Consider the following 25,875-nt stretch of genomic DNA (forward strand, 5'->3'; position numbering starts at 1 on the left):
GTACTCCTTTCCTTCCTCCGCCTACCGGGTTAGCTGACGGGTTCGGAGCAGGAAGGTCTCCTACGCGTGGCACTGTCGTGTACTCAGCGAGTTCACGACGGCGTCCGCGCGATTCACCCCAAGGTGGTGGTTCCCCGGTTCCCTCACGGGATTCGGCGCATGAGCACGGAGCCGCCTCTTGTGACGGCTGGGACGACCGCGCTGCGTTATCGAACGTTAATAGACCCGGCTGTCAGATTCCAAGCCGTTCGGCTTGATCATTAACGCTTTCCGAGGTGGAGATACACGCCATTACCGGCGCAAACCGGGCGACTTGGTCGAGGTTCAGGAGTCACAGCGTTTTTGATGGTGACTCAGATGTTATGCAGAGGGCGGTCGCCCGATCACCCTGAGTAGTGCGCCCCGCAGGCCGTTGAACACTGCAAACACTCAGGGCCGGAACCCATGTCTGGATTCCGGCCCTGAGCCTTCAGTAGCGGGGACAGGATTTGAACCTGCGACCTCTGGGTTATGAGCCCAGCGAGCTACCGAGCTGCTCCACCCCGCGGCGATGTCTCTACTGTACGCCATACGCGGGGCAGAAAGCACATCGGTTTATTCACCGGTCAGTAGGTGGCGGTTCGGCGCCATGGCACGCTCCTCGTATTCGGGCAGTACGACGACCTCGACGCCCTGGGCCGACAGCAGTCCGCTCCCGTCCGCCGCCGCCACGAACGTGTCCGGCTCGCGCCAGGCCGTGACCACCCGCCGTACCCCCGCCGCCAGGATCAGCCGCGCGCAGGGAGCCGGCCGTGAGGCGCGGCGGGCGCAGGGCTCCAGGCTGCTGTAGACCGTGGCGGCGGGCAGCCTCGGGTCGGCCGGGTCGATCTTCGCCAGGGCCGCCTCCTCGGCGTGGACGACCGGATCGCCGCCCTCCCGCGAGTGGCCGCGCGCCAGCTCGGTCCCGTCCTCGGCCACCACGACCGCGCCCACGCTGAACGCCGTCTCCGAGGGCGGGCACAGCGCCGCCAGCTCGCAGGCGATCCGCATCCAGTGCCGGTCGGCGGCCGTGACCGACTGCCCGGTTCCGGGTGCGGTGGGCTCGTAATGCATCAGTACGACGTCCTCGATCCTGCGGGTTTCGGTGAGGCGGAGGCGACCGGCCTGGTACGCGCCCGGGCCGAACAGCCGGGGCGCCTTCGGGTCCCCGACGAGCAGCGGGGCGAGGACCAGCTGGAGCTCGTCGGCGAGGCCCTGCTGGAGAAGCTGGGTGTGGACGGTGCCGCCGCCCTCGACCATCAGGCGCCGTACGCCGCGCACGTCGTGCAGGTGCTCCAGCAGGGCACGCCAGTCGAGGTCGGGGCCGAGGGCGACGACGTCGGCGGCGATACCGAGGCCGCGGGCCCGCTCGGCGCCCTTGTCGGTGGTGCAGACGAGCTTCTCGCCGCCGGTGTGCCAGAACCTGGCGTCCGGGTCGAGGTCGCCGGAGGCGGTGACCGTCACCTTCAGCGGATACTCCGGCCGGCCCGCGGCGACGCGGGCCGCGCGGCGCTCCGGGGAGTTGACCAGGAGCCGTGGGTTGTCCGCGCGGATGGTGCCGGCGCCGACCAGGATGGCGTCGGCCGAGGCCCGTATCTCGTCGACCCGGTCGAAGTCGGCCGGGCTGGACAGCAGGAGTCGCTCGGGGCCGGTGTCGTCCAGGTAGCCGTCGAGGGAGACGGCGGCGGACAGCAGCACGTACGGCAGGGGCATCGGCGTCCTCTTTCCGGAAGCGGACTTGCTGAGGCTGACGACTGGGCTCGCCTTGGTTCAAGTTTGAAACAAACTTACACTGGCGGCATGACGACCCGCTGGCTCACCCCCGAAGAGCAGCGCGCCTGGCGCGCCTACATGGCCGCCTCCCGGCTCCTGGAGGACACGATCGACCGGCAGCTCCAGCAGGACGCCGCCATGCCCCATCTGTTCTACTCCGTGCTCGCCAACCTCTCCGACGCACCCGACCGGCGACTGCGCATGACCGATCTCGCCGAGACACTGAAGATCACGCGCAGCAGGCTGACGTACGCGGTGACCCGGCTGGAGCGGGACGGGCTGGTGCGCCGCGAGGACTGCCGGTGGGACAAGCGCAGCAGCCTCGCGGTGCTGACGGACGAGGGGACGGCCGTACTGGAGCGCACGGCACCCGGACACGTCGACACGGTGCGCGCCGCCCTCTTCGACCGGCTCACCCCGGAGCAGGTACGGCAGCTGGAGGAGATCTGCGCGCAGATCGCGGGCGGGCTGCAGGGCGACGACGCCGAGGCCGGGGCGGGTGACGTCCCGTGGCGGCGCCGTTCGTCATGCCCGTCGTCCGCATCACCGACAGCTCCATGATTGCTTTAACTTTTAAGCATGAGGTAGGGTCCCTACGAACCGACTGCTTCAAATGTGAAGCAAACCGCCTCGGAGGGATCCGCATGCCCGACACCCCTGCCGCCACGCCGCGCGCCCGCGTCCGGGTACCGCTGCGCTTCCACGACGGCTACAGCGCCGACGCCGAACTCGTCACCTTCCACGGGCTGGCCGACGGCCAGGAGCACGTCGCCGTCGTCCTCGGCGACCCCGCGCCCGGCTCCGTCCCCCTGGTGCGCCTGCACTCCGAGTGCCTGACCGGCGACGTCTTCGGCTCGGCCCGCTGCGACTGCGGACCCCAGCTGCGCGAGGCGGTCGAGCGCATCGCCGACCGCGGCGGCGTCCTGCTCTACCTCCGCCAGGAGGGCCGCGGCATCGGCCTGTACAACAAGCTCGACGCCTACGCCCTCCAGGACCAGGGCCTCGACACCTACGAGGCGAACGCCGCCCTCGGCCTCCCGGAGGACGCCCGCGACTACACGGCCGCCGCACAGATGCTGGGCGCCCTCGGCATCGGGGAACTGGACCTGCTGTCCAACAACCCCGACAAGGCGGAGCAGTTGCGCGCGCTGGGAGTCGGCGTACGGGACCGGGTACCGACCGGCGTCTTCACCACCGCGCACAACGTCCGGTATCTGCGGGCGAAGGTCCTCCAGACCCAGCACACACTGCCCCTGACCGAGCTGACCGAACTGACCGAACTGAGCGCGGGCTGACGGCCGGTCCGTCGCTTCAGGGAAGGAACTTCACCTCCGGGAAGGCCGGGCACGGGCCGTCGAGCAGATGCCCGCGCCGGTGCCGCAGGTGCAGGTCGAAGAACGCGAGGGGGTACGCCCGCTGGATCCGCACCGCCCGGGCGGGAGCGAGGGTGCCGATCCAGCCCCGGAGTTCTTCGTCGCTCATCCCGACCGCCTTCGCCAGCTGCGGGATCAGCACCTGGTCGTCACCGTACGACCAGTGGGTGGCGCCCTCGGCCTGGACGTTGAGCCGCCATCCGCGCAGGTGGGACCAGAACTCGGCGACACTCGGCTGCGTGGCCCGGGGGAACGCCGCGGTCATCAGCATGAACGGCCGGTCCAGGTCGTTGGTGACCGTCGGCTGCATCGGGCCGTCGAGGCTCAGCCCGGCCCGGACGCGCTGGTCCTCGCTCATGACGAAGGCGGTCGCCGTCGCGCCTTTCGACCAGCCGAACATGCCGATGCGATGCGGGTCGAGGGCGCCACGCAGGCCGGGCGGCAGCGGTCGGTGTCCGGCGTCGGGGTTGCGCCCGGCGGCAAGGTCCTCGATGCAGTCGAGCACGAACCGGATGTCGGTGGCGAAGTCCCGTGGTGTCAGGGCGGGTTGGTCGAGCGGGACCGTGAGCCGGCCGTCGGGGAACTCACTGAACGCGTCGTACGTGTGATCCACCGTGACCACCACGTACCCGTGGCTGGCGAGCTCCTGCACCACGACGGTGGTGTCCGCACGGTGATCGTGCGCGCCGTGCGAGAACACGACGACGGGCAGTCGTCCACCCGTTCGCAGCACCGGGGCGCCCTCGTGGCCGGCCGTGAGTGGCGCCACCGCGACATCGACCGGCCAGCCCGCCGACGTGGCGAGGATGGCCCGCGTCACGGCAGGGGGCGTCCAGCGGGCGAGCGGATACCGCTCGACGCCCCGGGCGGGGTACCAGACGCTCGCCATCAACTCGCGGTGTTGCCCGGGGCCGGCCACGGGATCCGGGCGTGAAGTGTCGACGAGGTGCAGGGGCACCGTACCCACCGGGTACGGCCCGGTGGGCGCGGGCAGGGTGAGCTGAACCGGGCCTGAGGCGGTCGAAGCCGCCGACGCCTGGCGTGCGATGCCCATCAACACGGCGGCACCGACTGCCAGCGCGGCTCCGAGCATGCGACGGCGCGTCGTTCCCTCTCGGCCTTCTCGACCTTCTCGGCCTTCTCGGCCTTCTCGGCCTTCTCGGCCTTCTCGGCCTTCTCGGCCTTCTCGGCCTTCTCGGCCTTCTCGGTTCATGAACGGCGTGGTGGTCACGGACCCTCCCTGGGTCTTCGGACAGAACCGGGCTACGCCCGGCGCTTGGGCACGGACATGAGGTAGGCGAGCACGGCCAGCACGCGACGGTTGTCGTCGTCGGAGGGCGCGAGCTCCAGCTTGGTGAAGATGCTGGTGCTGTGCTTGGACACGGCCTTCTCGCTGATGAAGAGCCGGTTCGCGATGGCACTGTTGGAGCGTCCCTCGGCCATGAGTTCGAGCACCTGGCGTTCCCGCTCGGTGAGCCCGGACAGGGGTTCGCGTCCGACACGGCTGCGGCGGCCGAGCAGCTTGGCGACCACTTCGGGGTCCATGACCGTGCCGCCCGCGGCGACCGTACGGATCACGTCGACGAACTGGTCGTCGCTGAACACCCGGTCCTTGAGCAGGTAGCCGACCCCTCCGGCCTGGTCGGCGAGCAGCTCCTGGGCGTAGATCTGCTCGACGTACTGCGAGAGCAGCAGAATCGGCAGCCCGGGTATCCGTTCGCGGGCGGACAGCGCCGCACGGAGTCCGTCGTCGGTGTGGGTGGGCGGCAGCCTGATGTCCACGATCGCGAGGTCCGGCCGGAACTCCAGCAGCGCGTCGAGCAGGCCCGGCGCGCTGTCGGTGGCCGCCACGATCTCGAACCCACGCGCCTTGAGGAGTCTGACCAGCCCCTCCCGGAGCAGGAAGAGATCCTCCGCGACGACTACGCGCACGGGACCTCCATGACCACGATCGTCGGGCCCCCGGGCGGGCTGCTGACCGCCAGGATGCCGTCGAAGGCCGCCAGCCGTCGTTCCACCCCCGCCAGCCCGGTGCCCCGGGCGGGATCCGCGCCGCCCACCCCGTCGTCGACCACCTCGATGCGCAGCAGCCCGCCCGCCTGGGCCATGCGGATCTGGAGGGCATGCGCCGAGGCGTGCCGGACGGCGTTGGTGACCACCTCGGCGACGGCGAAGTAGCAGGCCGACTCCAGCGGGGCGTCGAGCCGCCCGGGCAGATCGATCTCGGTCTCACACGGCAGGGGCAGGTCCAGCGCGAGCGCCCGGACCGCCTCCCCCAGGCCCCGGTCGGCGAGCATCGGCGGGTGCATCCCCCTGATCAGGCCGCGCAGTTCCTCCAGTGCCGCCGCCGAGGCGACACGAGCCTCCACGACGAGTGCGGCGGCCTCGTGCGGATCGCTGTGGATCATCTCCTCGGCGACCCGGAGGTTCATCCCGATGGTGACCAGCCGTCCCTGTGCGCCGTCGTGCAGGTCCCGCTCGATCCTGCGCAGCTCCGCGGCTGCGGAGCTGACCGCATCGGCCCGTGTCTCGGTCAGCTCCCGCACTCGCCGGGTCAGCGCCGGGTCAGGCCCCCTCCCGAACAGCCGTCCGGCATCCGCCAGCACGGTTCTGGGCAGCAGCCAGAGCCCGAGGGCCAGTAGCACCGCCCCCTGGATGCCGCCGAGGACCGATGCATGGTGGGCAATCTCCAGGGGGAGGGACGGCGCCGGCCCGGGCGGGGAGCCGAACTTCCGCACCACCACCAGGTGTTGTCCGAACCCGCTCTGGGCGACGTCGTACGCCCCGATCCCCACCAGCCCCAGGACAGCCAGGTTCGCCGCAGCCCTGGGCCACCGCACCAGCCCGGCCACGACGGCCGCCAGCAGCGCCAGTCCCGCCAGGTAACCCGCCACTGCCGGCCCGATCCCGGTGCCCGGTGACGCGAACTGCCACAGATCAAGACCGAGCAGGTCACCGGTCATCACCACGACGGCGGGCAGCAGCAGGGCCCAACGCGCGGAGCTCGACGCGCCGGCTCCGGCCAGACGCGCGGGCCTGCCGTTCGCCGGCCGGAGCAGAGCCGCACCGGCGAAGGCGGCGAGCACCGGGACGCTCACACAGCCCACCAGGACGTTCAGCAGTGTCTGCCCATAGCCGGCAGAGGAATGCGTGAGCCAGTACATCCATTCCAGCAGTTCGCCGGTCACCGCCGCGACCACGGGCAGCACCCACCGCCTGGGCACGCTCGCCGAGGTGAGCAGCGTGGTGGCCAGCAGGCCGGCCATCAGCAGCGCCGCAGGGAGCAGCCCGTCGGGTTGCAGATCCGGCACGGTGACGACGTAGCCGCCCGGTCCGGCGGAGTTGTGCAGGGCGAACAGCAGGGTCGGCACGCTGCCGTACGCGGCCGTACCCACCAGTCCCGCCACGACCGGCCAGCCGATCCGCCCAACCGGTCGCGCGGTACGCCCCGGCCGGTCCCGCGCCTGCTCCGCCCTGAACGCCAGCACGGCGCAGACCGCGGTCAACACCACGATCACGCCCGCCGGCCAGGGCGCCCCGCCCACCGGAAACGGCCACATATCCGCCCCTCGCCTCGTCTTCCGGGCCACGCGCCGTGGCCTGGAGATCATGCTGCTGCGAGGGGTCCGGCAAGCACCATGGGCCGAAACCCACTTCTGGGGTAGGTAAACACCCACCCCGGCCGGAGAGCCTCTGCCGGAGCTGCGAGCCGGAAGCCGCGTGGCAGCGGTCTCCCCCGGCTTGGTGGCCGCCCGGATCACAACTCGTTCGGCGCACGCAGCGCGCGCGGAGAGCCGCGCCACGTAACGATGGGCGCACCTTCCGACCCGCACTCAACGGAGGCCGCCTTGGGACACGCTGTCGGTGATGTGCTGGGCCTGGCGGCCGGTGTCGCGGTCAGTCCCCTGCCCATCGTGGCGATCATCCTCATCCTGGCCACGCCCCGCGGTCGTCTCAACGGCCCGCTCTTCGCCCTCGGCTGGGTCCTGGGCCTCGCTGTCCTGGGAGCGATCATGCTCGCCGTGGGAGGCTCGGGCAGCGCCTCCACCCACAAGCACCCGGCCACCTGGGTAGGGGCCCTGAAACTCGCCCTCGGCCTGCTCCTGGTTCTGTTCGGCGCCCGGCAGTGGCGGCGGCGCCCCGCCGACCCCTCCCAGGCGCAGTTGCCGAAGTGGATGGCCGCGATCGACCGCTTCACCCCGCTCAAGATCCTCGGACTCGGGCTCCTGCTGTCGGCGGCCAACGCCAAGAACGCCCCGCTGACCCTTGCCGCCGGTGCCTCGATCAGCTCGGCCGGAATCCCCCTCCCGCAGCAGATCGGCGCTCTCGTCATCTTCGTGGTCATCGCCTCGGTCGGCGTACTCGCACCGCTCGCCGTCTACCTGCTCATGGGCGAACGAGCGAAAGGCGTGCTCAGCAACTGGCGAGACTGGGCCACCCGCCACAACGTCGCCGTCATGGCGGTTCTCTTCTTCGTCCTCGGCCTCAAGCTGCTCGGCGACGGCATCACCATCGTCGCCTCCTGAGGAAAGTCCCGGGCCTGAAAACGAAGCAGCGCCCGAGCCGACCGAAGCCGACCCGAGCGCTGCACAGCAGGTCAGAGGGGGTTTCCCCTCTCCCGCACCCGTAGGCCCTGTGGGACTCGAACCCACAACCAATGGATTAAAAGTCCACTGCTCTGCCAATTGAGCTAAGGGCCCAGGCGATGTTGCCTGTCCGAGCATAGCCGGACGCGGCCGTGTCGCCGATCGGGTATCGGGGACACGGCCGCGTCAGAGTGCAGGACGGGGCGGGTGTGGTCAGCTTTCGGCCGGCTCTGGGGAGGTTCTGGCGGTGCGCGCCGGGTGCATGAACCAGTGGCGGGCCGAGGCCAGCCACCAGGCCGCCGCGAAGCCCAGGACGAACAGGACGGCGACCGGGGCGTAGTTGAAGGTCTTCCAGGTCACCGGGGAGACCTGGGGGAGCATGAAGAGGACGGTGATCACCGCGACCCAGGTCACCGACACCACCCCGACCAGGCGCGACCAGCGGCCCAGGTGCCACGGCCCGGGTTCGAACTCGTCCCCCTTGCGGACCCGCAGCAGGGTCGGGATGACGTACGCGATGTAGAGGCCGATCACCGCGATCGACGTCACCGCCGCGTAGGCCGTCGAGTTGATCAGGTACGGCAGGCCGAGCACCAGGGCGCCCAGCGCGGCCAGCCAGACCGCCGCGACGGGCGTGCGGGTGCGCGGGCTGACGGTGTGCCATACGTGGGAGTACGGCAGCGCGCCGTCGCGGGAAAAGGCGTAGATCATGCGGCTGTTGGCGGTCACCGAGGCCATGCCGCAGAAGAGCTGGGCGCCGATCACGACCAGCAGGAGCAGCTTGCCGGTCGTCGCGCCGAGCGCGTCCAGGAGGATCTGGGCGGGCGGCGCGCCGGTCGGGGACGCCAGCTCCTTGTCGTACGACTGGATCGCGAAGGTGAAGCCCAGCAGCAGCACGAACCCGGCGATCCACGACGTCCAGATCGAGCGGACGATGCCCTTCGGGCCCGCGATCGCCGCGTCGTGGGTCTCCTCCGTCATGTGGGCGGAGGCGTCGTAGCCGGTGAAGGTGTACTGGGCCATGAGGAGGCCGAGGAGCACGACGTAGGGCCCGCTGCTCCAGCCGGTCTCGTTGACGAACTTCGTGAAGACGAAGGACGCCGACCGGTGGTGGTCGGGGACGAACGCCAGCGCCCCGACGATCACCGCGACCCCGAGTACGTGCCACCACACGCTCACGCTGTTGAGGAAGGCGACGATCCGGACGCCGAAGGTGTTCAGCAGGCCGTGCAGGAGGAGGATCGCGGCGAAGAGGAGGACCGTCCGGCCGGGGGTCACCCGGAAGTCGAACTGGAGGTCCAGGTAGGCGCCGAGGAAGGACGCTGCACCGAAGTCGATGCCCGCCGTCACCGCCACCTGCCCGAGCACGTTGAACCAGCCCGTGAACCACGCCCAGGCCGCCGCCGAGCGGGGCGGCGCCAGCCGGTGGGCCCAGAAGTACAGGCCGGCCGAGGTCGGGTACGCCGAGCAGATTTCGGCCATCGAGAGACCGACGAACAGCGTCATCAGGCCCACCGCCACCCACCCCCAGGTGATCACCGCGGGGCCTCCGGTCACCATCCCGAAGAGGTACAGGGTCAGGCAGCCGGACAGGACCGAGATGATCGTGAAGGAGACGGCGTAGTTCGAGAACGCCGACATCCGGCGGGCGAGGACCTGGGTGTAACCGAGCTGGGCCAGCCGATCCTCGTCCGACAGCCCACTCACTCTGGCGTCATCTGTCATGCCCCCAGCAATTCCCTCGCTGGGGGCGTGACATGCGTCACAGAATGGCTAAGAAATGCCCTTGTATACCTGCCAGCCCGTGGCGATCTTCACCGGCGCCCCGAAGGCCCCCCTGCCGTCGCCGCCCAGGCGGCAGAGTGCGCCGGCCGTGTCGCGCGCGACGAGGTCGGCCCTCCCGTCGCCGGTGATGTCCCCCACGCCCACGACCACGTCGTACGAGCCGCCCCAGCCGGCCGACAGTTTCACCCGAGCGCTGAACTCGCCCGTGCCGGTGCCGAGGTAGCGGTACAGGTTGTTCGATCTGTCCTGCGCGATCAGGTCACCGATGCCGTCACCGTTCAGGTCCCCTGTGCCGACGACCTTCTTGTACGTCTTCCAGTCGTCGTACAGCTTCACGCGCGCCGACAGCTTGCCCGTGCTCGTCCCCTTGTACAGGTAGACCGCGCCGGTCGACGCGTTGCGCGCGATCAGGTCCGGCCGGCCGTCCTTGTTCACGTCGCCGGGCGCGGTCAGCACGTCGTACTGGTTCCAGCCGCCGGCGGCAAGCGTCGTGTACGGCGTCGACGGCTTGAGCGCCGCCTCGCACGCCGGCTTGTACAGGCGCAGGGCGCCGCTGCCCGGCCGTACCAGGACGTCGTTGCAGCGGTCCCCGCTCAGGTCGCCGAACGGCACCGCCGTCACGCTCGTCGCCCAGCCGGTGCCGCTGACCTTGCCGGAGAAGGTCCCCTTGCCGGTGCCCTGCTGGAAGGTCAGCGCGCCGGAGGAGTTGAGAGTGAGCAGGTCGCCGGTGCCGTCGCTGCCGACGTGGTCATGGCGTACGGCGGCACCGCCGGACAGGGCGGTCTTCCCGGTGAGCGTCAGCGGCGCGCCCTGGCCATCGGCGGGCTGGGCGGTGAGCGTCCAGGTGTACGTGCCGTTCGGCGCGTACCCGCCCGCCGTGGTCCTGCCGTCCCAGGTGGCCGTGACGGTCCCGCGGGCCTCGCCGCCGCCGAGGGTGCGCACGGTGGCGCCGGCCGCGGACTTCAGTGTCAGTGTCCAGGAGGCGGCCGGCTTGGACAGCTGCCAGGACGCCTGCCAGGTGGCCGGCGCCTTGACGGCGGTGGGCGTACTGGCCTGGGTCGCCGTCAGCGGGGAGGCGGGCACCCCGCTCGGCACGACATGGACGACGTTCTCCTTGTCGACGTAGGCGAGGCCGCCGCCGAAGCGGTCCACCGCCCAGGTCCGGCGGCGGGTGTCGCTGCCGTCGACGGGCATGGGGATGCCCAGGTCCCGGCTGACGGCGGTGCCGCTCTGGAACTCCGTCAGGCGCAGACCGGAGCCGACATAGCGCTGGTTGACGAAGTAGCCGTCCCCGAGCAGACCGCCCCGGCCGGCCGGCAGCGCGATCTTCGCGCCGGTCCGCACGTTCACCACGCCGTGCTGCTGAAACTGCTCGCACGTCCAGTACAGCCACGGCCCGGCGCTCTGCAGCTCGACCGGGACGCAGGGCGCGCCCGTGTCGAGGGTCCCCGCGTCCTTGCCTGTGGCCAGGTTCTTGCGGGCGACCGTGCCCGCCGTCGCCGTTCCCGTGTAGAGCGTGCTGCCCCACACGGTCGCGCCCGTCTGCGCCCGCTGGTCGACGACCTTCCCGGTGTCCAGGTCGACGACGATCGTCTTCCCGTCCTCCGCCGGCAACCCGGACCCGGGCGTCCGACCGCTCTGGAGGACGGCGTACCGCCCGGTGGAGTCGGTGAGCCACCCGTCGAAGGCGCCGGTCAGCGCCCGGTCCGCCCGGTCGGGGCCGCGCCGGCCGACGATCTCGACCTGGGCCTGGCTCGTCTGGTAGTTGCGGACCTGGTAGACGCTGCGCCCGTCACCGCTGTTGAACAACTGGGTGCACGGGCTCTGGCCGCAGACTGTGTAGTCGTAGTACCGCCCGCTCTCGCGTCCCACCCAGACCGGCGCGGAGACGGAGGTGGGCGCCTGGGCGGGGCTGAGCGTGCGGTTGTAGAAGCCGGCGCCCTGCGGGCCCTCCTTCTCCACCGTGGAGAGGGTGCCCGCGCTCAGCGCGATCGCGTCGATGCCGACGGCTACCGGGGCGATGCGCCGCACCTTCGTCAGGCTCGGCAGGCCGTCCGCGTCAAGCGTCACCTTCTGCAGGTACCAGTCCGCCGACGAGGTGCCGCCGATCACCGCGACCCCGCCACCCGCGATCTGCACCGCCTCCTTGTCGGCCTTCTCCAGCAGGGCCCGCCGCTGCTGCCCGACCGACACGGCGACCAGGCTCCGCTTCAGCGCCGCATCCGTGCCGTCGGCGTCCGTGAAGGCCAGCACCCAGCCGTCCAGCAACCCGAGCTTGGAGGTGTCCAGGTCGGCGGGGAACGGGAAGACCCGGACGGGCGCGTCGAGTCGGCTGCGCGAGGCGACATGGGCGATCCGGTCGGTGTCGATCCAGGCCATGTCGTCCCCGGCGACCACGACCGAGGTGTTCCCGGTGGTGTCCGCCTCGACGGCGCGCAGTTGCCCGGTCTTCAGGTCGATCAGGCCGAGTCGGTCGAAACGGCCGGACTCCGCCGCAGTGGCCGACGTGGCGAACCGGACGACTGCCTCCTTGGCGTCACCCGCGACCAGTCGCGCATGCTGCAGGTCCGCGCCCTCGGACCAGCCGGTGACCGGGACCTTGGCGTCGGCCACCGGGTGGTCGGCGGGCAGGACGTACCAGCCGTCGACCGTGCCGGAGCCGTCCGCCGCATAATCCCGTACCAGGACCGAGGAGCCCACGAGCCCCTGGAAGGAGTCCTCGTGCGGGATGTCGAGCGAGGGCGCGGTGCCGTCCGCCATGTTCTCGATGTCGATCTCACCGAGGTGGTGGTGGGCCACGTAGTCCGACTCGGCACCGAACTCGCCGAAGCCGGCGTCCTCGTTGGCGCCGTAACCGAGCAAGTTCGTCGTCTTCCCGGTGTCGAACCGGGTCCACTGGAACTCCTGCCCGAAGGACGGGTCCGCGTCCTCGGGCGAGTGCACGAACCCGGTCGCTCCGAAGGAGGCCAGCGAGTCCTCGCGGGGCACGGCACGCCAGGTGGGCGTGATGTCCAGCCGGGCCGGGCCGTCCGCGGCGGCGGCAGGTGAAGCGAGGGCGGGCGCCAGCCCGATGGCCAGGGCCAAGGCGGCCACGGCGGTCGCGGTCCGCCGGAGCCGGTGGGTGCTGCGCATCAGAAGACCCCCTTGTAGACCTGCCACCCGGTCGCGATCCGCACGCGCGCGGCGAACGACCCCTTGCCCGTGCCGGTCTGGCGGTACAGGTTGCCCGCGGTGTCCCGCACGACCAGGTCGTTCTTGCCATCGCCGGTGATGTCCCCAGCCCCGACGACGGCGTTGTACGAAGCCCCCCAGTTCGAGAAGACCTTCACCCGCTCCTTGACCTGGCCCGTCCCGGTGCCGTCGTAGCGCCACAGCGTCCCGGCCTTGTCCAGCGCCAGCACGTCCCCGAAGCCGTCGCCGTTCAGGTCACCGGCGCCGACGATCTTCTTGTACCCCGGCCAGGTGCGGATCTTGACGCCCGCCTTCAGCTTCCCGGCCCCGTCGTTCGCGAACAGGTAGACGTCCCCGGTCGAGGCCTTCCGCGCCAGCAGGTCGGTACGGCCGTCGCCGGTCAGGTCACCGGGGGCGGTGAGGACGTTGTACGCGTTCCAGCCGGTGCCGAGGGAGGTGTGGCTGTTCGACGGGCTGTAGGGCTCACCGCACCGGCCCGCGTAGCGCCGCAGCTCACCGTTCGGCATACGGACCAGCAACTCGGCGCACCGGTCCTTGCCCATGTCGCCGAACGGCACGGCCACCGTCCCGGCGGGCCAGCCGGAGCCGGACCGCTTGAAGTCGTAGGTGCCCTTGCCCTGGGTGTAGTGCAGGGTCAGGGCGCCCGATGAGTTGAGGGTGACCAGCTCGCCGTAGCTGTAGTAGCCCTGGTCGTGGAAGCCCTGGAGGCCGCCGTCGTACCCGAGCGGACCGCCCGTGGTGTACGTGCCGCCGCCGTCCTCGGCGGTGGCCTTCAGGCTCCAGGTCTTGGGGCCGTTGTAGAGGTAGGCGCCCGAGTCCGACTTCAGGTCCCAGTTCACCTCGACGTGCGCACCGCGGCCCGTGATGGTGCGCTCGGTGCGCCCCTGGGCGTCCTTCACGGTGAAGGTCCAGTTCGCCGGCTTGTTCAACTGCCAGATGCTGTCCCAGTAGTCGACGCCGTTGCGGCTCTTCACATCCACGGCGCTGCCGGCCACGTCCGACTCGATCTTCGCCAGCGACTGCGCGGGCACCCCGCTCTGCATGATCCGGATCGCCTTGTCCGGGCCGACGTACGCGATGTCGCCGCCGAACTTGTCCACCGTCCAGGTCAGCCGCCGCTGGTCGGCCGTGTTCCCGGCCGGCAGGTCGGCGATCCCGCGCGCGGCGGCGGCCGTCCCGGTGTGGTAATCCGTCAGCATCAGCTTGCCGGCCGCCCGGTCGTGCTGGACGAGGTAGCCGTCGCCGACGAGGGCGGGGCCGGAGGGCACCTTGATGTTCTTCTTCGCCGTACGGTCGTACACGCCCGCGGCGCCCGTCGGCCCGCAGTTCCAGTAGATCCAACGGCCGATGGCCTGAAGCTCCTTGACCGTGCAGGGAGCGCCGGTCGAGACGGTCTGCACGGTCTTCTTCTGCTCCAGGTCGTACGCGGTGACGACCCCGTTGCCCGAGCCCGGCGTCCACAGCGCCGCACCCCACACGGAGGCGGCGGTGGCGGACCGGGGCAGCCGCACGTCCTCGGTGCGGTAGGGGTGCACCGCGTCGACGTACTGCTTGCCGGTCGAGGACGCCTGGTAGACGTAGTAGCGGCCGGTGGCGTCGACGAAGCGGCCACCGGTGACGGTCGGCTCGTCCGTGCCGCTCAGTGAGTTCTCGGTCAGACTGATCTCGGCCTGCTGCTTGCCGGTGCCGTCGTCCATGAAGTAGCCGACGTACGTGTTGCCGAAGGAACGCATCGGCACGCAGCCCTCCGCACCGGCATCGCACGGCACCCGCTGCACATGGCTGCCGTCCGCGAAGGTCGCCGCATAGCCGCGGGACGTCTTGCCCAGCACCGTGGAGCCGTCGGCCGAGATCTGTCGGCCTATCACCCACTGATAACCACTCGGCGTGTTCTCCACGGTGGTCAGAAAGCCGCCCGCGTAGTCAATGCCCCAGACGCCGTCTGTCGTGATCGGCATCGGGGCGGTGTCCGCGGCCGCCGGGCCCGCGGTGGTCAGCGAGCCGGCGCCCAGGGCGGCCAGACTCACGAGCGTGAGAGTGATCCGGGCATGCCGGCTCAAAGGGTCCCTCCCCAGGGAAGTCAGAAAAGGCACGGCGGCAGGCCTCGTCGTATTCCCCCTCGGCCACGCTCCGCCACGCAAGCGATGGGATGCTAACAACCGTCACACAGGCTTCGGTAGGCCTTTTCCAGCGTGGAGAAAGCCATTTCTGTCCCGCCGCTCCCGGCCCGGGGACGGGGAAGGGCCCGTACGACCGGAGTCGTACGGGCCCTTGTCAGGTCACTCGGCGTCAGCCGTTGCGCTTCCAGCGCGGCTTGTCCTCGCGGCGGCCGAAGGAGCCGGAGCCGCGGTGGTCGTCACGACGGCCGTAGGGGCGCTCGTGGCCGCCGGAGCGGAAGCCCGGACGGTCGTCACGGCGGTCGCGGTTGAACGGCCGGTCGCTGCCCCGGTGCCCACCGCGCTCGTCCCGGCGGAAACCGCCACGGTCACCGCCACGGTCACCGCCACGGTCACCGCCCCGGTCGCCGGCCCGGTCGTCACGACGCTCGAAACCACGGTCGCGGTCCCGGTCACGGTCGAACGGACGGCGGTCGTCACGACGCTCGAAGCCACGGCCACCACGGTCACCGCCACGGTCGTCACGGCGCTCGAAACCACGGCCACCACGGTCGTCACGACGCTCGAAACCACGGTCGCGGTCACGGTCGAACGGACGGCGGTCGTCACGACGCTCGAAACCACGGCCACCGCGGTCGTCACGACGCTCGAAACCGCGGTCGCGGTCACGGTCGAACGGACGGCGGTCGTCGCGGCGCTCGAAGCCACGGCCACCACGGTCACCGCCACGGTCGTCACGGCGCTCGAAGCCACGGCCACCACGGTCACCGCCACGGTCCTCGCGGCGCTCGAAGCCGCGCCGCTCCCGGCGCTCGTACGACCCCTCAGCCGCCGGACGCTCCTCGCGCTCGGCCGGCTCCTCCGCCACGGACGCCTCGGTCACGGCCTCCGCCGCGGACGCCTGGGCCTCGGCCACCGCGGCCTCCGGGTCCTCGCCGCGCTCGCGGGCGACCCGGGCGACCAGCCGGTCGGCCTCCTCGCGCAGCTCGGCGGCGCGGCGCTGGGCGCGCTCCAGCTGCTTGGTGAGCTGGGTGACCTCGCGCTCGGCCTGCTGGGCGGCGTTGGCGGCGGACTCGGACTGGACCTCGGTCATGGAGCGGGCGCCGGTGATCTCGGCGACCTCCGGGTCGAAGGCGGCGCCGCCCTGGATGATGTGGCGGCCGGCGTCGACGCCCGCGTCCTCCATCAGGCGGAAGATCTGGCGCCGCTGGTGCGGCAGGGACAGGGAGACGACCGTGCCCGTACGACCGGCACGCGCGGTGCGGCCCGCGCGGTGCAGGTAGTCCTTGTGGTCGCCGGCCGGGTCCACGTTCAGGACCAGGTCGATGCCGTCCACGTGGATACCGCGCGCCGCCACGTCCGTCGCGACGAGGACGTTGACGTAACCGTCCTTGAAGTCGGCCAGCGTGCGCGTGCGGGCGCCCTGGGTCATGCCGCCGTGCAGCGCGTCGGCCTTCACGCCCGCCTCGCGCAGCTGCTCGGCGACGCGGTCGGCGCCCAGCTGGGTGCGGACGAAGATGATCGTGCGGCCCTTGCGGGAGGCGATCGCGGCCGTGACCGGCGCCTTGTCCTTGGGCTTCACGATGAGGATGTGGTGGGACATGGTCGTCACCGCACCCTGGGCCGCGTCCACCTCGTGCGAGACGGGGCTGTTCAGGTAGCGGTCGACGAGGGTCTGGATCTCGTTCTCCATGGTGGCGGAGAAGAGCATGCGCTGGCCGCCCGCGGGGACCTGGTCGAGCAGCTCGGTGACCTCGGGCAGGAAGCCCAGGTCGGACATCTGGTCGGCCTCGTCGAGGACGGTGATCTGCACGTCCTCCAGGGAGCAGGCGCCGCGGTTGATGATGTCGCGCAGACGGCCCGGGGTGGCGACGAGGATGTCGACGCCGCGCTCCAGGGCGTAGATCTGGTTGCCCATCGACGTACCGCCGCAGACGACCTTCATCTTCAGGCCGACGACGTCGCCGTACGGCTGGAGGGCGTCGGCGACCTGCATGGCCAGCTCGCGGGTCGGGGTGAGGATGACGGCGCGGGGCCGCTTCTTCTCGGTACGGCCGCCGGCCAGCTGGGCCAGGGTCGGCAGACCGAAGGAGAGGGTCTTGCCGGAGCCGGTGCGGCCACGGCCGAGGATGTCCTTGCCGGCCAGGGCGTCCGGGATGGTCGCGGCCTGGATCGGGAAGGGGGTGGTCACGCCGTTCTGTGCGAGCTTGCGCACGACACCCTCGGGCAGGCCGAGGTCGGCGAAGGTGATCTGGGGGGTGGTGTCAGCGGCCTCGACGGCCTCGGTGACCTCGGTGACCTCGGTCGTCACGTCCACGAGCTCGTTGTCGTTCTCGGGCATGACGATCTGATCAGTACTGGACACGGACATGCGTATGCGAAACCTTCCGGAGTCTCTTCGGCACGCGCCCGTCAACTCCGTGCTTCGCATACGACCGCCTCAATGCGGTCCGCCACGGCAAAGGAGAGTACGCGCCACACGGCGCGCTCTGCGGTGGCGCCGGGCAAATGGGATCAAACGATCTACCACCATACGCACCCACCACCCCCGAAGGCAAACCCGATCCCCCGTCCACAGGTGAGACTTCCTTCACTCCGCAGGCCGGCACGCCCGCCCTCCTGCGTCGGCGCGCCCGCCCGCTCACGCCGGGACGCCCGCCACGGGCGCCGGCTCCCGCTCGACCAGCTGCGGTCCCGTCGCCTCGTGGGCCGAGGAGGACGGCTCGGCCGACGGCGGCTCCGTGCTGGCCGGGGGCGGGGTGGGCGCGGGCGGCTCGGGGGGCGGGGTGGAGGAGGGCGGCGGCGTCGGGTCGGGCTGGGCCGGTGTCGGATCCCCCGGCTGGACGGGCTTCCCCGACTTCGGCTTCCCCGGCTTCCCGGAGGCCGCCGACGCGCTGTCCGTCCCCGACGGGCTCGCCGAGGCGGAGGCCGGCTCCCCGGGCTTCCGCTTCCCGCCGTGCTCGTGCTTGCCGTCGTCCGCCCCGCCGCCCCCGGGACCCCCTCCGCCGCCGACCGGGCCACCGTCCGGCGCCACCCCGCCGTGCTGCCCCGACGAGTGCGGGGGCTTGGGCCCGCCGGCGTCATCACCCACGTTCACGCAGCCTGCGGCAGTGGCGACGGCCAGTACCGCGACGGCGAGACGGGCGGGTACGTACAAGGGGCGCACGGCGGCCACCTCCGGAGGCAAGGAGAGGATTCAACCTCCTCAACTCCCGCCGCCCGCAAGAGGACACGCGCCCCGCCAGCATCGCGCACCCGGGTCGCCTCACCCGTACCCCAGCGCATGCAGCCGCGCGTCACCGATGCCGAAGTGGTGGGCGATCTCGTGGACCACGGTCACCTCGGTCTCGGCGACGACGTCCTCCCGGCTGTCGCACATCCGCAGCGTCGGCCCCCGGTAGATGGTGATCCGGTCCGGCAGGACACCGGCGTACCACTCGCCGCGCTCCGTCAGCGGGGTCCCTTCGTAGAGCCCGAGCAGCTCGGGGTCCTCGGCGGGCGGTTCGTCCTCGACGAACACCGCGACGTTGTCCATCAGCCGTGTCAGCTCCGGCGGAATCCGGTCGAGCGCCTCGGCGACCAGTTCCTCGAACTCCTCGCGCGTCATCTCCAGCACAGGGCCATTGTCCGGTACGGATGCCGCATATCCACCGCGGGACTTGGGCATACGCGACCAATGGCCCGCGTCTCCCTCGCAGCCCTGCGCAGCCTGCTGAACCGGATCCGGCCCCCGAACCGCGGGACCCGGCCCCTCAGGCGCCCTGCGGGCGGCCTCCCGGACCTGGAGCCGGCCGCCCACGCCCGCCCCTGGCCGAGCGCGCTGGGCCTGACCGCGGTGGTCCTCGCCGGCGCCTGGCTGGGCCTGCTGATCGTCGGGAACGTACGGGCGCCGGTCGGCCCCATGAACACGACCATGGCGCTGCGCCCCTCCCTCACCGGGGGCACGAGGATCAACGTCTCCCCGCTGGGCGCGCTGACCCTGGACAGCCATGTCGCCCCGGTCCGGCTGGACGTCAACGTCGACCAGCTCGACCCGCTGCGCTCCCAGGCCCTGGTCGACCACCCCGAACGGCTCTCCGGCCTCCAGGACGAGGTCGCCCGGGACGTGGAGCACGGCACGCTCGACCTGGCCGTACGCTCCTGCGTCGCCGTCGTCTCCGGCGCGACGGCCCTCGGTCTGGCCGTCTACCGCCGCCCGCGCCGGGCGCTCGCGGCCGGCGGACTGGCTTTCGCGCTCCTGGCCGCCTCGGGCGCGTCGGCGTACGCCACCTGGAACCCGGCGTCGGTCCTGGAGCCGCGGTACTCCGGGCTGCTGTCCTCGGCGCCGTCCCTGATCGGCAACGCGCGCAGCATCGTCACCGAATTCGACGTCTACCAGAAGGAGTTGGCCCGCCTGGTGACGAACGTGACGAAGCTGTACGACGTCACGTCCACGCTCCCGGCCTACCAGCCGGACCCGAGCACCATCCGGGTCCTGCACGTGTCGGACATCCATCTCAACCCGGCGAGCTGGAAGATCATCGGCTCGCTCGTGGAGCAGTACAAGGTGGACGTGATCGTCGACTCCGGCGACACGATGGATCACGGCGCGGCGGCGGAGAACGGCTTCCTGGACCCCGTCGCGGACCTGGGCGTGCCGTACGTCTGGGTCCGGGGCAACCACGACTCGACGACCACCCAGCGCTACCTGGCGCGCATGAGGAACGTGCACGTCCTGGACGACGGCCGGGCGGAGACGGTCGCGGGCCTGCGCTTCGCGGGCATGGGCGACCCGCAGTACACCCCGGACCGCTCGGTGCCCCCCGGCGGGAACGCGGCCGAGGAGCTGGCGGGCGACCGCCTGGACACCGCCCTGCGGGACCAGCGGGCGGCAGGGACCCCGGTGGACGTGGCGATCGCCCACGAACCGTCGGCGGCGCGCGAGACGGACGGCACGGTGCCGCTGGTCCTGTGCGGCCATTTGCACCACCAGGGCACCGAGATGCTGCGGTACGGCACCCGGCTGCGGATGGAGGGTTCGACGGGCGGCAGCGGGCTGCGTGCGGTGGAGGGCACGTACCCGGACCCGATCGAGGCCTCGATCCTCTACTTCGACCGCGACACCCGCCGCCTCCAGGCCTGGGACGAGATCAGACTGGGCGGCCTGGGCCTGACGACAGCCGAGGTCAGCCGCCACCTCCCGGAGGAGAACCTGCCAGGCGCGACCCGACCCCCCGCCCCGCCTTCGCCATCGGGGCCGTAAACCGTTTTGGCGATCCTCCCCGCCATCCCATATGCTTCTCACGTCCCCGACGCGCTGAGAAGCGCCCAGGCGGGCCGATAGCCCTCATCGTCTAGCGGCCTAGGACGCCGCCCTTTCAAGGCGGTAGCACGGGTTCGAATCCCGTTGGGGGCACGCACCACCTTGTGCGACACTGTCGTACGAAAGCTTGGTCCTGTGGAGCAGTTTGGAGTGCTCGCCACCCTGTCAAGGTGGAGGCCGCGGGTTCAAATCCCGTCAGGACCGCTGAGGTTTCACGTGAAACCTCGTGGCTGGGTAGCTCAGTTGGTACGAGCGATCGCCTGAAAAGCGATAGGTCGCCGGTTCGACCCCGGCCCCAGCCACAACCAGAAGGCCCCGTTCATCCGAACGGGGCCTTCGCCGTATAGGCACGAAGTTTCGGCACGAAGTTTCGGCACGGGGGGTAGTGATGGCAGAGGACTTCCGCGGCTTCGAGATCGTCCGCCGGGGTTACGACCGCGCGCAGGTGGACGCCTACCTGTCACAGCTCGCCGCAGGAACGGCACCCGAGGCGCCGCCTGCTTTCGATATCGTCCGGCGCGGGTATGACCGTACGCAGGTGGACGTACGTGTCGCGGAGCTGCGAGGCGGGGGACGATGAGCCGGGACGAGACCAGGGCCAATCGGGACACCGATCTGGAGAAGGACAGGGCCCGGTACGGGCTGCTGGCGGTCGTCGTCAGCAATCTCGCCATCGCCGGGGTCGCGATCTTCGGCGTGTGGCGGCTCCACGGGGACAGGTCCGTGATCGTCGGCGTGCTGACCGCCGCCTTCACCGCCGTGAGCAGCATGACCACCGCCTACCTGGGCATCAAGGCCGTCTCCAACACCGTCAAGTCGATCGCCCTCGGCGACACATCGGCACGGCAGCAGCACCAGCACGTGCCGCCTCCGCCGCAGGGGCACGCACCGCCCGCCCAGCGGACCCCGTAAGCCCCGGCCGACGGGCCGGGAGCAAATCGTTCGCCAGTGATTTCCCTGAGGTGAGATCCTGGAACGCGTATGTCTACGCATCCCGCCCCCGCCCTCGGCACCCTCGCCTCCCGCCTGACCGAACTGTCGCTGCGCGACGCGCACCGGCTCGGCAGGCGGCTCGAAGGTGCGCGCAAGATCCGCAAGCCGGAGGCCCGTGCCACCGTCCTCGCCGAGATCGAGGGCGAGGTCGGCAGGGCCGAGGCACAGATGGAGGGGCGCCGCACCCGCGTGCCCGCCATCACGTACCCCGAGCAGCTGCCCGTCAGCCAGAAGAAGGACGTGATCGCCGAGGCCATCCGCGATCACCAGGTCGTCATCGTCGCCGGTGAGACCGGGTCCGGAAAGACCACGCAGATCCCGAAGATCTGCATGGAGCTGGGCCGCGGCGTGCGCGGCATGATCGGGCACACCCAGCCCCGCCGTATCGCCGCCCGGACCGTCGCCGAGCGCGTGGCGGAGGAGCTGCGGACGCCCCTCGGCGAGGCCGTCGGCTGGAAGGTCCGCTTCACCGACCAGGTCAACCCGGACGCCACCTTCATCAAGCTGATGACGGACGGCATCCTGCTCGCCGAGATCCAGACCGACCGCGAGCTGCGCGCCTACGACACGATCATCATCGACGAGGCCCACGAGCGGTCCCTCAACATCGACTTCCTGCTCGGATACCTCGCGCAGCTGCTGCCGCGCAGGCCCGACCTCAAGGTGGTCATCACCTCCGCGACCATCGACCCCGAGCGCTTCTCCCGGCACTTCGGCGATGCCCCGATCGTCGAGGTCAGCGGGCGTACCTATCCGGTCGAGGTCCGTTACCGGCCGCTCCTCGAAGAGGACTCCGAGGACGTCGACCGGGACCAGATCACCGCCATCACCGACGCCGTCGAGGAGCTGATGGCGGAGGGGAAGGGCGACATCCTCGTCTTCCTCTCCGGGGAGCGGGAGATCCGGGACACCGCGGACGCCCTGGACAAGAAGAAGTACCGGTTCACCGAGGTCCTGCCGCTCTACGCCCGGCTCTCCCACGCCGAGCAGCACCGGGTCTTCCAGCCGCACACCGGACGCAGGATCGTTCTGGCGACCAACGTCGCCGAGACCTCCCTGACGGTCCCCGGGATCAAGTACGTCATCGACCCCGGCTTCGCCCGCATCAGCCGCTACAGCCACCGCACCAAGGTCCAGCGGCTGCCCATCGAGGCGATCTCGCAGGCCAGCGCCAACCAGCGCAAGGGCCGCTCGGGCCGTACCAGCGACGGCATCTGCATCCGGCTCTACTCCGAGGACGACTTCCTCGCCCGCCCGGAGTTCACGGACCCCGAGATCCTGCGGACGAACCTCGCCTCCGTCATCCTGCAGATGACCGCGGCCGGCCTCGGCGACATCGAGAAGTTCCCCTTCATCGACCCGCCGGACCACCGCAACATCCGCGACGGCGTCCAGCTGCTCCAGGAGCTGCACGCGCTGGACCCGGCCCAGAAGGACCCGCGCAAGCGCCTCACCGACACCGGCCGCAAGCTGGCGCAGCTGCCCGTCGACCCCCGCCTGGCCCGCATGGTCCTGGAGGCCGACAAGAACGGCTGTGTCCGCGAGGTCATGGTCATCGCCGCCGCGCTGTCCATCCAGGACCCGCGCGAGCGCCCGGCCGAGAAGCAGGCCCAGGCCGACCAGCAGCACGCCCGCTTCAAGGACGAGACCAGCGACTTCCTGGCGTACCTGAACCTGTGGCGGTACATCCGCGAGCAGCAGAAGGAACGGGGTTCCAGCTCCTTCCGCCGGATGTGCAAGCAGGAGTACCTGAACTTCCTGCGCATCCGTGAGTGGCAGGACATCTACACCCAGCTGCGTACGGTCGCCAAGCAGATGGGCATCCACATCGAGGAGCCTTCGGCGGGTACTGACGCCCCCGCCGACCGCGTGCATGTCTCCCTCCTCGCCGGCCTCCTCTCCCACATCGGGATGAAGGACGTGAAGGACGGCAGCAAGAACGAGTACCTGGGCGCCCGCAGCGCCAAGTTCGCGATCTTCCCGGGCTCGGCGCTGTTCAGGAAGCAGCCCCGGTTCGTGATGTCGGCGGAGCTGGTGGAGACGAGCCGGCTGTGGGCGCGGGTCAACGCCAAGGTCGAGCCCGAGTGGGTCGAGCCGCTGGCCGGCCACCTCCTCAAGCGGACGTACAGCGAGCCGCACTGGGAGAAGGACCAGGCGGCCGTCATGGCGTACGAGAAGGTGACGCTGTACGGCGTCCCGATCGTCGCCCAGCGCAAGGTGAACTACGGCCGGATCGACCCCGCGGTCTCGCGCGAGCTGTTCATCCGCAACGCGCTGGTCGAGGGCGACTGGCGTACGCACCACAAGTTCTACGCGGACAACCGGAAGCTCCTCAGCGAGGTCGAGGAGCTGGAGCACCGGGCCCGCCGCCGGAACATCGTCGTGGACGACGAGACGCTCTTCGACTTCTACGACCAGCGGGTGCCCGAACATGTCGTCTCCGGCGCCCACTTCGACTCCTGGTGGAAGCGGAAGCGGCACGAGCAGCCGGACTTCCTGGACTTCGAGCGGGAGATGCTCATCCGGGAGTCGGCGGAGGCGGTCACCAAGGCCGACTATCCGGACAGCTGGCGGCAGGGGCAGCTCAAGTTCCGGGTGACGTACCAGTTCGAGCCGGGCGCGGACGCGGACGGTGTGACGGTCCACGTCCCGCTCCAGGTCCTCAACCAGGTCACCGACGAGGGCTTCGACTGGCAGATCCCGGGCCTGAGGGAGGAACTGGTCACCGAGCTGATCCGCTCCCTCCCCAAGCCCATCCGCCGTAACTACGTGCCCGCGCCGAACTACGCGAAGTCGTTCCTGGAGAAGGCGGTGCCCCTTCAGGAGCCGCTGACGGTGACGATGGCGCGGGAACTGAAGCGCATGGTCGGCGTGCCCTTCGAGGCGGACGACTTCGACTGGGCGCGGGTCCCCGACCACCTCCGGATCACCTTCCGGATCGTCGACGAGCGGCGCCGCAAGCTCGCGGAGGACAAGGACCTGGAGGCGCTGAAGCTGCGCCTGAAGCCGAAGGCGAGGCAGGCCCTCTCCCAGGCGGCGGCAGCGACCGCTGAACGCCAGGGCGGGGAGTCCCTGGAGCGCAAGGGCCTGACCGACTGGACGATCGGGACCCTCACCCGGGTCTTCGAGACGCGCCGGGCCGGGCAGCCGGTGAAGGCGTACCCGGCGCTGGTGGACGACGGCGACACGGTCTCCGTACGCCTCTTCGACACGGAGGCGGAGCAGGCGGAAGCCATGTGGAAGGGCACGCGCCGGCTGATCCTGCGCAACATCCCGGTGAACCCGGCGAAGTTCGCCTCGGAGAAGCTGACGAACGCCCAGAAGCTCGCCCTGTCCTCGAACCCGCACGGCTCGATCCAGGCGCTGTTCGACGACTGTGCGATGGCGGCGGCGGACAAGCTGATCGCGGACTTCGGCGGGCCGGTGTGGGACGAGGAGTCGTACCGGAAGCTGTACGACAAGGTGCGCGCGGAGATCGTGGACACGACGGTCCGTACGGTCGCCCAGGTGCAGCAGGTCCTGGCGGCCTGGCAGGCCTGTGAGCGCCGCCTGAAGGCCGTGCGCAGCCCCGCGCTGCTGGCGAACCTCACGGACGTCCGCAAGCAGCTGGACGCCCTTGTGAAGCCCGGTTTCGTGACGTGGGCGGGGATACGCCGCCTGCCCGACCTGATGCGCTATCTGGTGGCCGCCGACCGGCGCCTGCAGCAGATGCCGACCGGGGTCCAGCGGGACACCACCCGCATGGAGAAGGTCCACGAGATGCAGGACGAGTACGCCTGGCTCCTGGAACAGCTGCCGCAGGGGCGGCCGGTGCCGCAGCAGGTGCTGGACATCCGCTGGATGATCGAGGAACTGCGGGTCAGCTATTTCGCCCACGCGCTGGGCACGGCGTACCCCGTCTCGGACAAGCGGATCGTGAAGGCGATCGACGCGGTCGTCCCGTAATCGCCCGTGTACAGGGGGTGAGTTCGACCAGGACCCTCACCCTCCTGTACAGTCCTTCTCGCAGCGCAACGCAGCAAGCCGAGCGCCGCGAAACCTGGTCCTGTGGAGCAGTTTGGAGTGCTCGCCACCCTGTCAAGGTGGAGGCCGCGGGTTCAAATCCCGTCAGGACCGCAGAGAGGCCCCCATCCATAATTGGATGGGGGCCTTGCACTTGTCATCACCAGCCTGCCCGCCACCCTGCCGAGGTCGAGGTGGAGGCCGCGCCCGCGGCGGAGCCGCAATCGGACAGGGGCAAATCCCGTCAGGACCGCACAGAAAGAAGGGCCCCCGAATCGGGGGCCCTTCTGCTGTTCCCGACGCAGCCGTTCTCAGGGTTGACGGTGGCACGTTCGCTCGGTACCTAGAAACCAGGCCCCCGTCCCCCTGTGCGGCCCCCGGAGGTGGCGTATGGCGGCATCGGTCAGGCATGAGACGCGGGCGCTTCTGAGGGCCCATCTGTCGGCCGCCTCGTCCTATCGGCACCTGACCCGCCACTGCCCGATCTGCCATCACCTGCAGCGGCTGGCGATGGACTCGGTCCCGCACGCCCCGGAGCACCCCGAGGGGGAGGCCGGCGGGGACGAGAGTCCGCGTGGCGCGTGAGCGGACGGCGGCCCCAACACCCTTGTGTGCGTGGGACGCTGGAATGCGTGGTTCCACTAGCGCACCTCAGGCGGAGGCAGCAAGGCGCCGGTCATGTGACGGGAGTCACCGAACCAGTTTTTGAAACTCCCAGTTTTACCCCTGCCCTA

At 70.6% G+C, this 25,875-nt stretch carries 18 protein-coding genes, 6 tRNA genes and 1 riboswitch; of the genes, 12 read left to right on the top strand and 12 right to left on the bottom strand.

Going from position 1 to position 25,875, the window contains the following annotated elements; all coding sequences use genetic code 11:
- Window positions 1–3 precede the first annotated feature (3 nt).
- A riboswitch (cyclic di-AMP (ydaO/yuaA leader) is annotated at window positions 4–168 on the bottom strand.
- 305 nt (window positions 169–473) lie between these two features.
- Together ACWD35_RS04900 and ACWD35_RS04905 are read right to left on the bottom strand one after the other, a co-directional pair.
- Window positions 474–547: transfer RNA gene (locus ACWD35_RS04900), tRNA-Met, on the bottom strand.
- Window positions 548–594: 47 nt separating this feature from the next.
- On the bottom strand, window positions 595–1,731 hold the full coding sequence (locus ACWD35_RS04905; protein WP_451349737.1) for a dihydrofolate reductase family protein: 1,137 nt from the start codon (window positions 1,729–1,731) through the stop codon (window positions 595–597).
- An 87-nt stretch (window positions 1,732–1,818) separates the two neighbouring features.
- Here ACWD35_RS04905 and ACWD35_RS04910 point away from each other — a divergent pair, with 87 nt between their 5' ends.
- Window positions 1,819–2,352 carry a MarR family winged helix-turn-helix transcriptional regulator gene (locus ACWD35_RS04910; protein WP_451349738.1) on the top strand — a complete coding sequence of 178 codons (534 nt, stop codon included), beginning with the start codon at window positions 1,819–1,821 and terminating at the stop codon, window positions 2,350–2,352.
- Between the two features lie 83 nt (window positions 2,353–2,435).
- Window positions 2,436–3,086 (top strand): GTP cyclohydrolase II, encoded by a 651-nt coding sequence (locus tag ACWD35_RS04915; protein ID WP_451349739.1) that lies wholly within the window; start codon window positions 2,436–2,438, stop codon window positions 3,084–3,086.
- A 16-nt stretch (window positions 3,087–3,102) separates the two neighbouring features.
- Here the strand turns inward: ACWD35_RS04915 and ACWD35_RS04920 are convergent, their stop codons facing one another.
- The 3 genes from ACWD35_RS04920 to ACWD35_RS04930 form a co-directional block, all read right to left on the bottom strand.
- A complete protein-coding gene (locus ACWD35_RS04920; RefSeq protein WP_451349740.1) occupies window positions 3,103–4,257 on the bottom strand; it encodes an alpha/beta hydrolase family protein in 1,155 nt (384 codons plus the stop codon).
- A gap of 170 nt (window positions 4,258–4,427) precedes the next feature.
- Window positions 4,428–5,096, bottom strand: a complete 669-nt coding sequence (locus ACWD35_RS04925) for a LuxR C-terminal-related transcriptional regulator (RefSeq protein ID WP_451349741.1) — start codon at window positions 5,094–5,096, stop codon at window positions 4,428–4,430.
- Window positions 5,087–6,724: a sensor histidine kinase gene (locus tag ACWD35_RS04930; protein ID WP_451349742.1), complete on the bottom strand. Its 1,638-nt coding sequence runs from the start codon at window positions 6,722–6,724 to the stop codon at window positions 5,087–5,089. Before ACWD35_RS04930 ends, ACWD35_RS04925 begins: the two co-directional genes overlap by 10 nt.
- A gap of 288 nt (window positions 6,725–7,012) precedes the next feature.
- Here ACWD35_RS04930 and ACWD35_RS04935 point away from each other — a divergent pair, with 288 nt between their 5' ends.
- On the top strand, window positions 7,013–7,690 hold the full coding sequence (locus ACWD35_RS04935; protein WP_451349743.1) for a GAP family protein: 678 nt from the start codon (window positions 7,013–7,015) through the stop codon (window positions 7,688–7,690).
- A 101-nt stretch (window positions 7,691–7,791) separates the two neighbouring features.
- Here the strand turns inward: ACWD35_RS04935 and ACWD35_RS04940 are convergent.
- The 7 genes from ACWD35_RS04940 to ACWD35_RS04970 form a co-directional block, all read right to left on the bottom strand.
- Window positions 7,792–7,864, bottom strand: a tRNA-Lys gene (locus tag ACWD35_RS04940).
- Window positions 7,865–7,963: 99 nt separating this feature from the next.
- The gene (locus ACWD35_RS04945; protein ID WP_451349744.1) at window positions 7,964–9,475 is read right to left on the bottom strand and encodes an amino acid permease; all 1,512 of its coding nucleotides are present in this window, start codon (window positions 9,473–9,475) and stop codon (window positions 7,964–7,966) included.
- A gap of 48 nt (window positions 9,476–9,523) precedes the next feature.
- Window positions 9,524–12,667: an FG-GAP-like repeat-containing protein gene (locus ACWD35_RS04950; protein WP_451349745.1), complete on the bottom strand. Its 3,144-nt coding sequence runs from the start codon at window positions 12,665–12,667 to the stop codon at window positions 9,524–9,526.
- A complete protein-coding gene (locus ACWD35_RS04955) occupies window positions 12,667–14,754 on the bottom strand; it encodes an FG-GAP repeat domain-containing protein (protein ID WP_451349746.1) in 2,088 nt (695 codons plus the stop codon). The genes ACWD35_RS04950 and ACWD35_RS04955 overlap by 1 nt, the downstream gene beginning before the upstream one ends.
- 262 nt (window positions 14,755–15,016) lie before the next feature.
- Window positions 15,017–17,215 (bottom strand): DEAD/DEAH box helicase, encoded by a 2,199-nt coding sequence (locus ACWD35_RS04960; protein WP_451349747.1) that lies wholly within the window; start codon window positions 17,213–17,215, stop codon window positions 15,017–15,019.
- Window positions 17,216–17,485: 270 nt separating this feature from the next.
- On the bottom strand, window positions 17,486–18,010 hold the full coding sequence (locus ACWD35_RS04965; protein WP_451349748.1) for a hypothetical protein: 525 nt from the start codon (window positions 18,008–18,010) through the stop codon (window positions 17,486–17,488).
- A gap of 99 nt (window positions 18,011–18,109) precedes the next feature.
- Entirely contained in the window at window positions 18,110–18,460 is a 351-nt protein-coding gene (locus ACWD35_RS04970) for a metallopeptidase family protein (RefSeq protein ID WP_451349749.1), read from the bottom strand.
- A 60-nt stretch (window positions 18,461–18,520) separates the two neighbouring features.
- Between ACWD35_RS04970 and ACWD35_RS04975 the strand changes: the two genes are divergently transcribed.
- The 9 genes from ACWD35_RS04975 to ACWD35_RS05015 all read left to right on the top strand — a co-directional run bounded on the left by ACWD35_RS04975 (window position 18,521) and on the right by ACWD35_RS05015 (window position 25,726).
- The gene (locus tag ACWD35_RS04975) at window positions 18,521–20,086 is read left to right on the top strand and encodes a metallophosphoesterase family protein (protein WP_451349750.1); all 1,566 of its coding nucleotides are present in this window, start codon (window positions 18,521–18,523) and stop codon (window positions 20,084–20,086) included.
- 80 nt (window positions 20,087–20,166) lie between these two features.
- Window positions 20,167–20,239: transfer RNA gene (locus ACWD35_RS04980), tRNA-Glu, on the top strand.
- A gap of 36 nt (window positions 20,240–20,275) precedes the next feature.
- Window positions 20,276–20,350 (top strand) — tRNA-Asp (locus ACWD35_RS04985).
- Window positions 20,351–20,374: 24 nt separating this feature from the next.
- Window positions 20,375–20,448 (top strand) — tRNA-Phe (locus tag ACWD35_RS04990).
- Window positions 20,449–20,534: 86 nt separating this feature from the next.
- Window positions 20,535–20,726 (top strand): DivIVA domain-containing protein, encoded by a 192-nt coding sequence (locus tag ACWD35_RS04995; RefSeq protein WP_451349751.1) that lies wholly within the window; start codon window positions 20,535–20,537, stop codon window positions 20,724–20,726.
- Complete coding sequence (locus ACWD35_RS05000) at window positions 20,723–21,058, top strand: hypothetical protein (RefSeq protein WP_451349752.1); 336 nt, start codon at window positions 20,723–20,725, stop codon at window positions 21,056–21,058. Before ACWD35_RS04995 ends, ACWD35_RS05000 begins: the two co-directional genes overlap by 4 nt.
- 69 nt (window positions 21,059–21,127) lie before the next feature.
- Complete coding sequence (gene hrpA, locus ACWD35_RS05005; RefSeq protein ID WP_451349753.1) at window positions 21,128–25,084, top strand: ATP-dependent RNA helicase HrpA; 3,957 nt, start codon at window positions 21,128–21,130, stop codon at window positions 25,082–25,084.
- A 96-nt stretch (window positions 25,085–25,180) separates the two neighbouring features.
- Window positions 25,181–25,255: transfer RNA gene (locus tag ACWD35_RS05010), tRNA-Asp, on the top strand.
- 276 nt (window positions 25,256–25,531) lie between these two features.
- Entirely contained in the window at window positions 25,532–25,726 is a 195-nt protein-coding gene (locus tag ACWD35_RS05015; RefSeq protein ID WP_451349754.1) for a DUF6274 family protein, read from the top strand.
- Window positions 25,727–25,875 lie beyond the last annotated feature (149 nt).

This window comes from Streptomyces sp. NPDC002671, from assembly GCF_053592475.1.

Excerpts from the sequence above, each read along its gene's own strand:
- ACWD35_RS04915 (WP_451349739.1), top strand. The coding sequence starts at position 2,436 with ATGCCCGACACCCCTGCCGCCACGCCGCGCGCCCGCGTCCGGGTACCG.
- ACWD35_RS04950 (WP_451349745.1), bottom strand. The coding sequence starts at position 12,667 with ATGCGCAGCACCCACCGGCTCCGGCGGACCGCGACCGCCGTGGCCGCC.
- ACWD35_RS04910 (WP_451349738.1), top strand. The coding sequence starts at position 1,819 with ATGACGACCCGCTGGCTCACCCCCGAAGAGCAGCGCGCCTGGCGCGCC.
- ACWD35_RS04975 (WP_451349750.1), top strand. The coding sequence starts at position 18,521 with ATGGCCCGCGTCTCCCTCGCAGCCCTGCGCAGCCTGCTGAACCGGATC.
- ACWD35_RS05015 (WP_451349754.1), top strand. The coding sequence starts at position 25,532 with ATGGCGGCATCGGTCAGGCATGAGACGCGGGCGCTTCTGAGGGCCCAT.
- ACWD35_RS04930 (WP_451349742.1), bottom strand. The coding sequence starts at position 6,724 with ATGTGGCCGTTTCCGGTGGGCGGGGCGCCCTGGCCGGCGGGCGTGATC.
- ACWD35_RS04995 (WP_451349751.1), top strand. The coding sequence starts at position 20,535 with ATGGCAGAGGACTTCCGCGGCTTCGAGATCGTCCGCCGGGGTTACGAC.
- ACWD35_RS04920 (WP_451349740.1), bottom strand. The coding sequence starts at position 4,257 with ATGCTCGGAGCCGCGCTGGCAGTCGGTGCCGCCGTGTTGATGGGCATC.
- ACWD35_RS05000 (WP_451349752.1), top strand. The coding sequence starts at position 20,723 with ATGAGCCGGGACGAGACCAGGGCCAATCGGGACACCGATCTGGAGAAG.
- ACWD35_RS04905 (WP_451349737.1), bottom strand. The coding sequence starts at position 1,731 with ATGCCCCTGCCGTACGTGCTGCTGTCCGCCGCCGTCTCCCTCGACGGC.
- ACWD35_RS04945 (WP_451349744.1), bottom strand. The coding sequence starts at position 9,475 with ATGACAGATGACGCCAGAGTGAGTGGGCTGTCGGACGAGGATCGGCTG.
- ACWD35_RS04960 (WP_451349747.1), bottom strand. The coding sequence starts at position 17,215 with ATGTCCGTGTCCAGTACTGATCAGATCGTCATGCCCGAGAACGACAAC.
- hrpA (WP_451349753.1), top strand. The coding sequence starts at position 21,128 with ATGTCTACGCATCCCGCCCCCGCCCTCGGCACCCTCGCCTCCCGCCTG.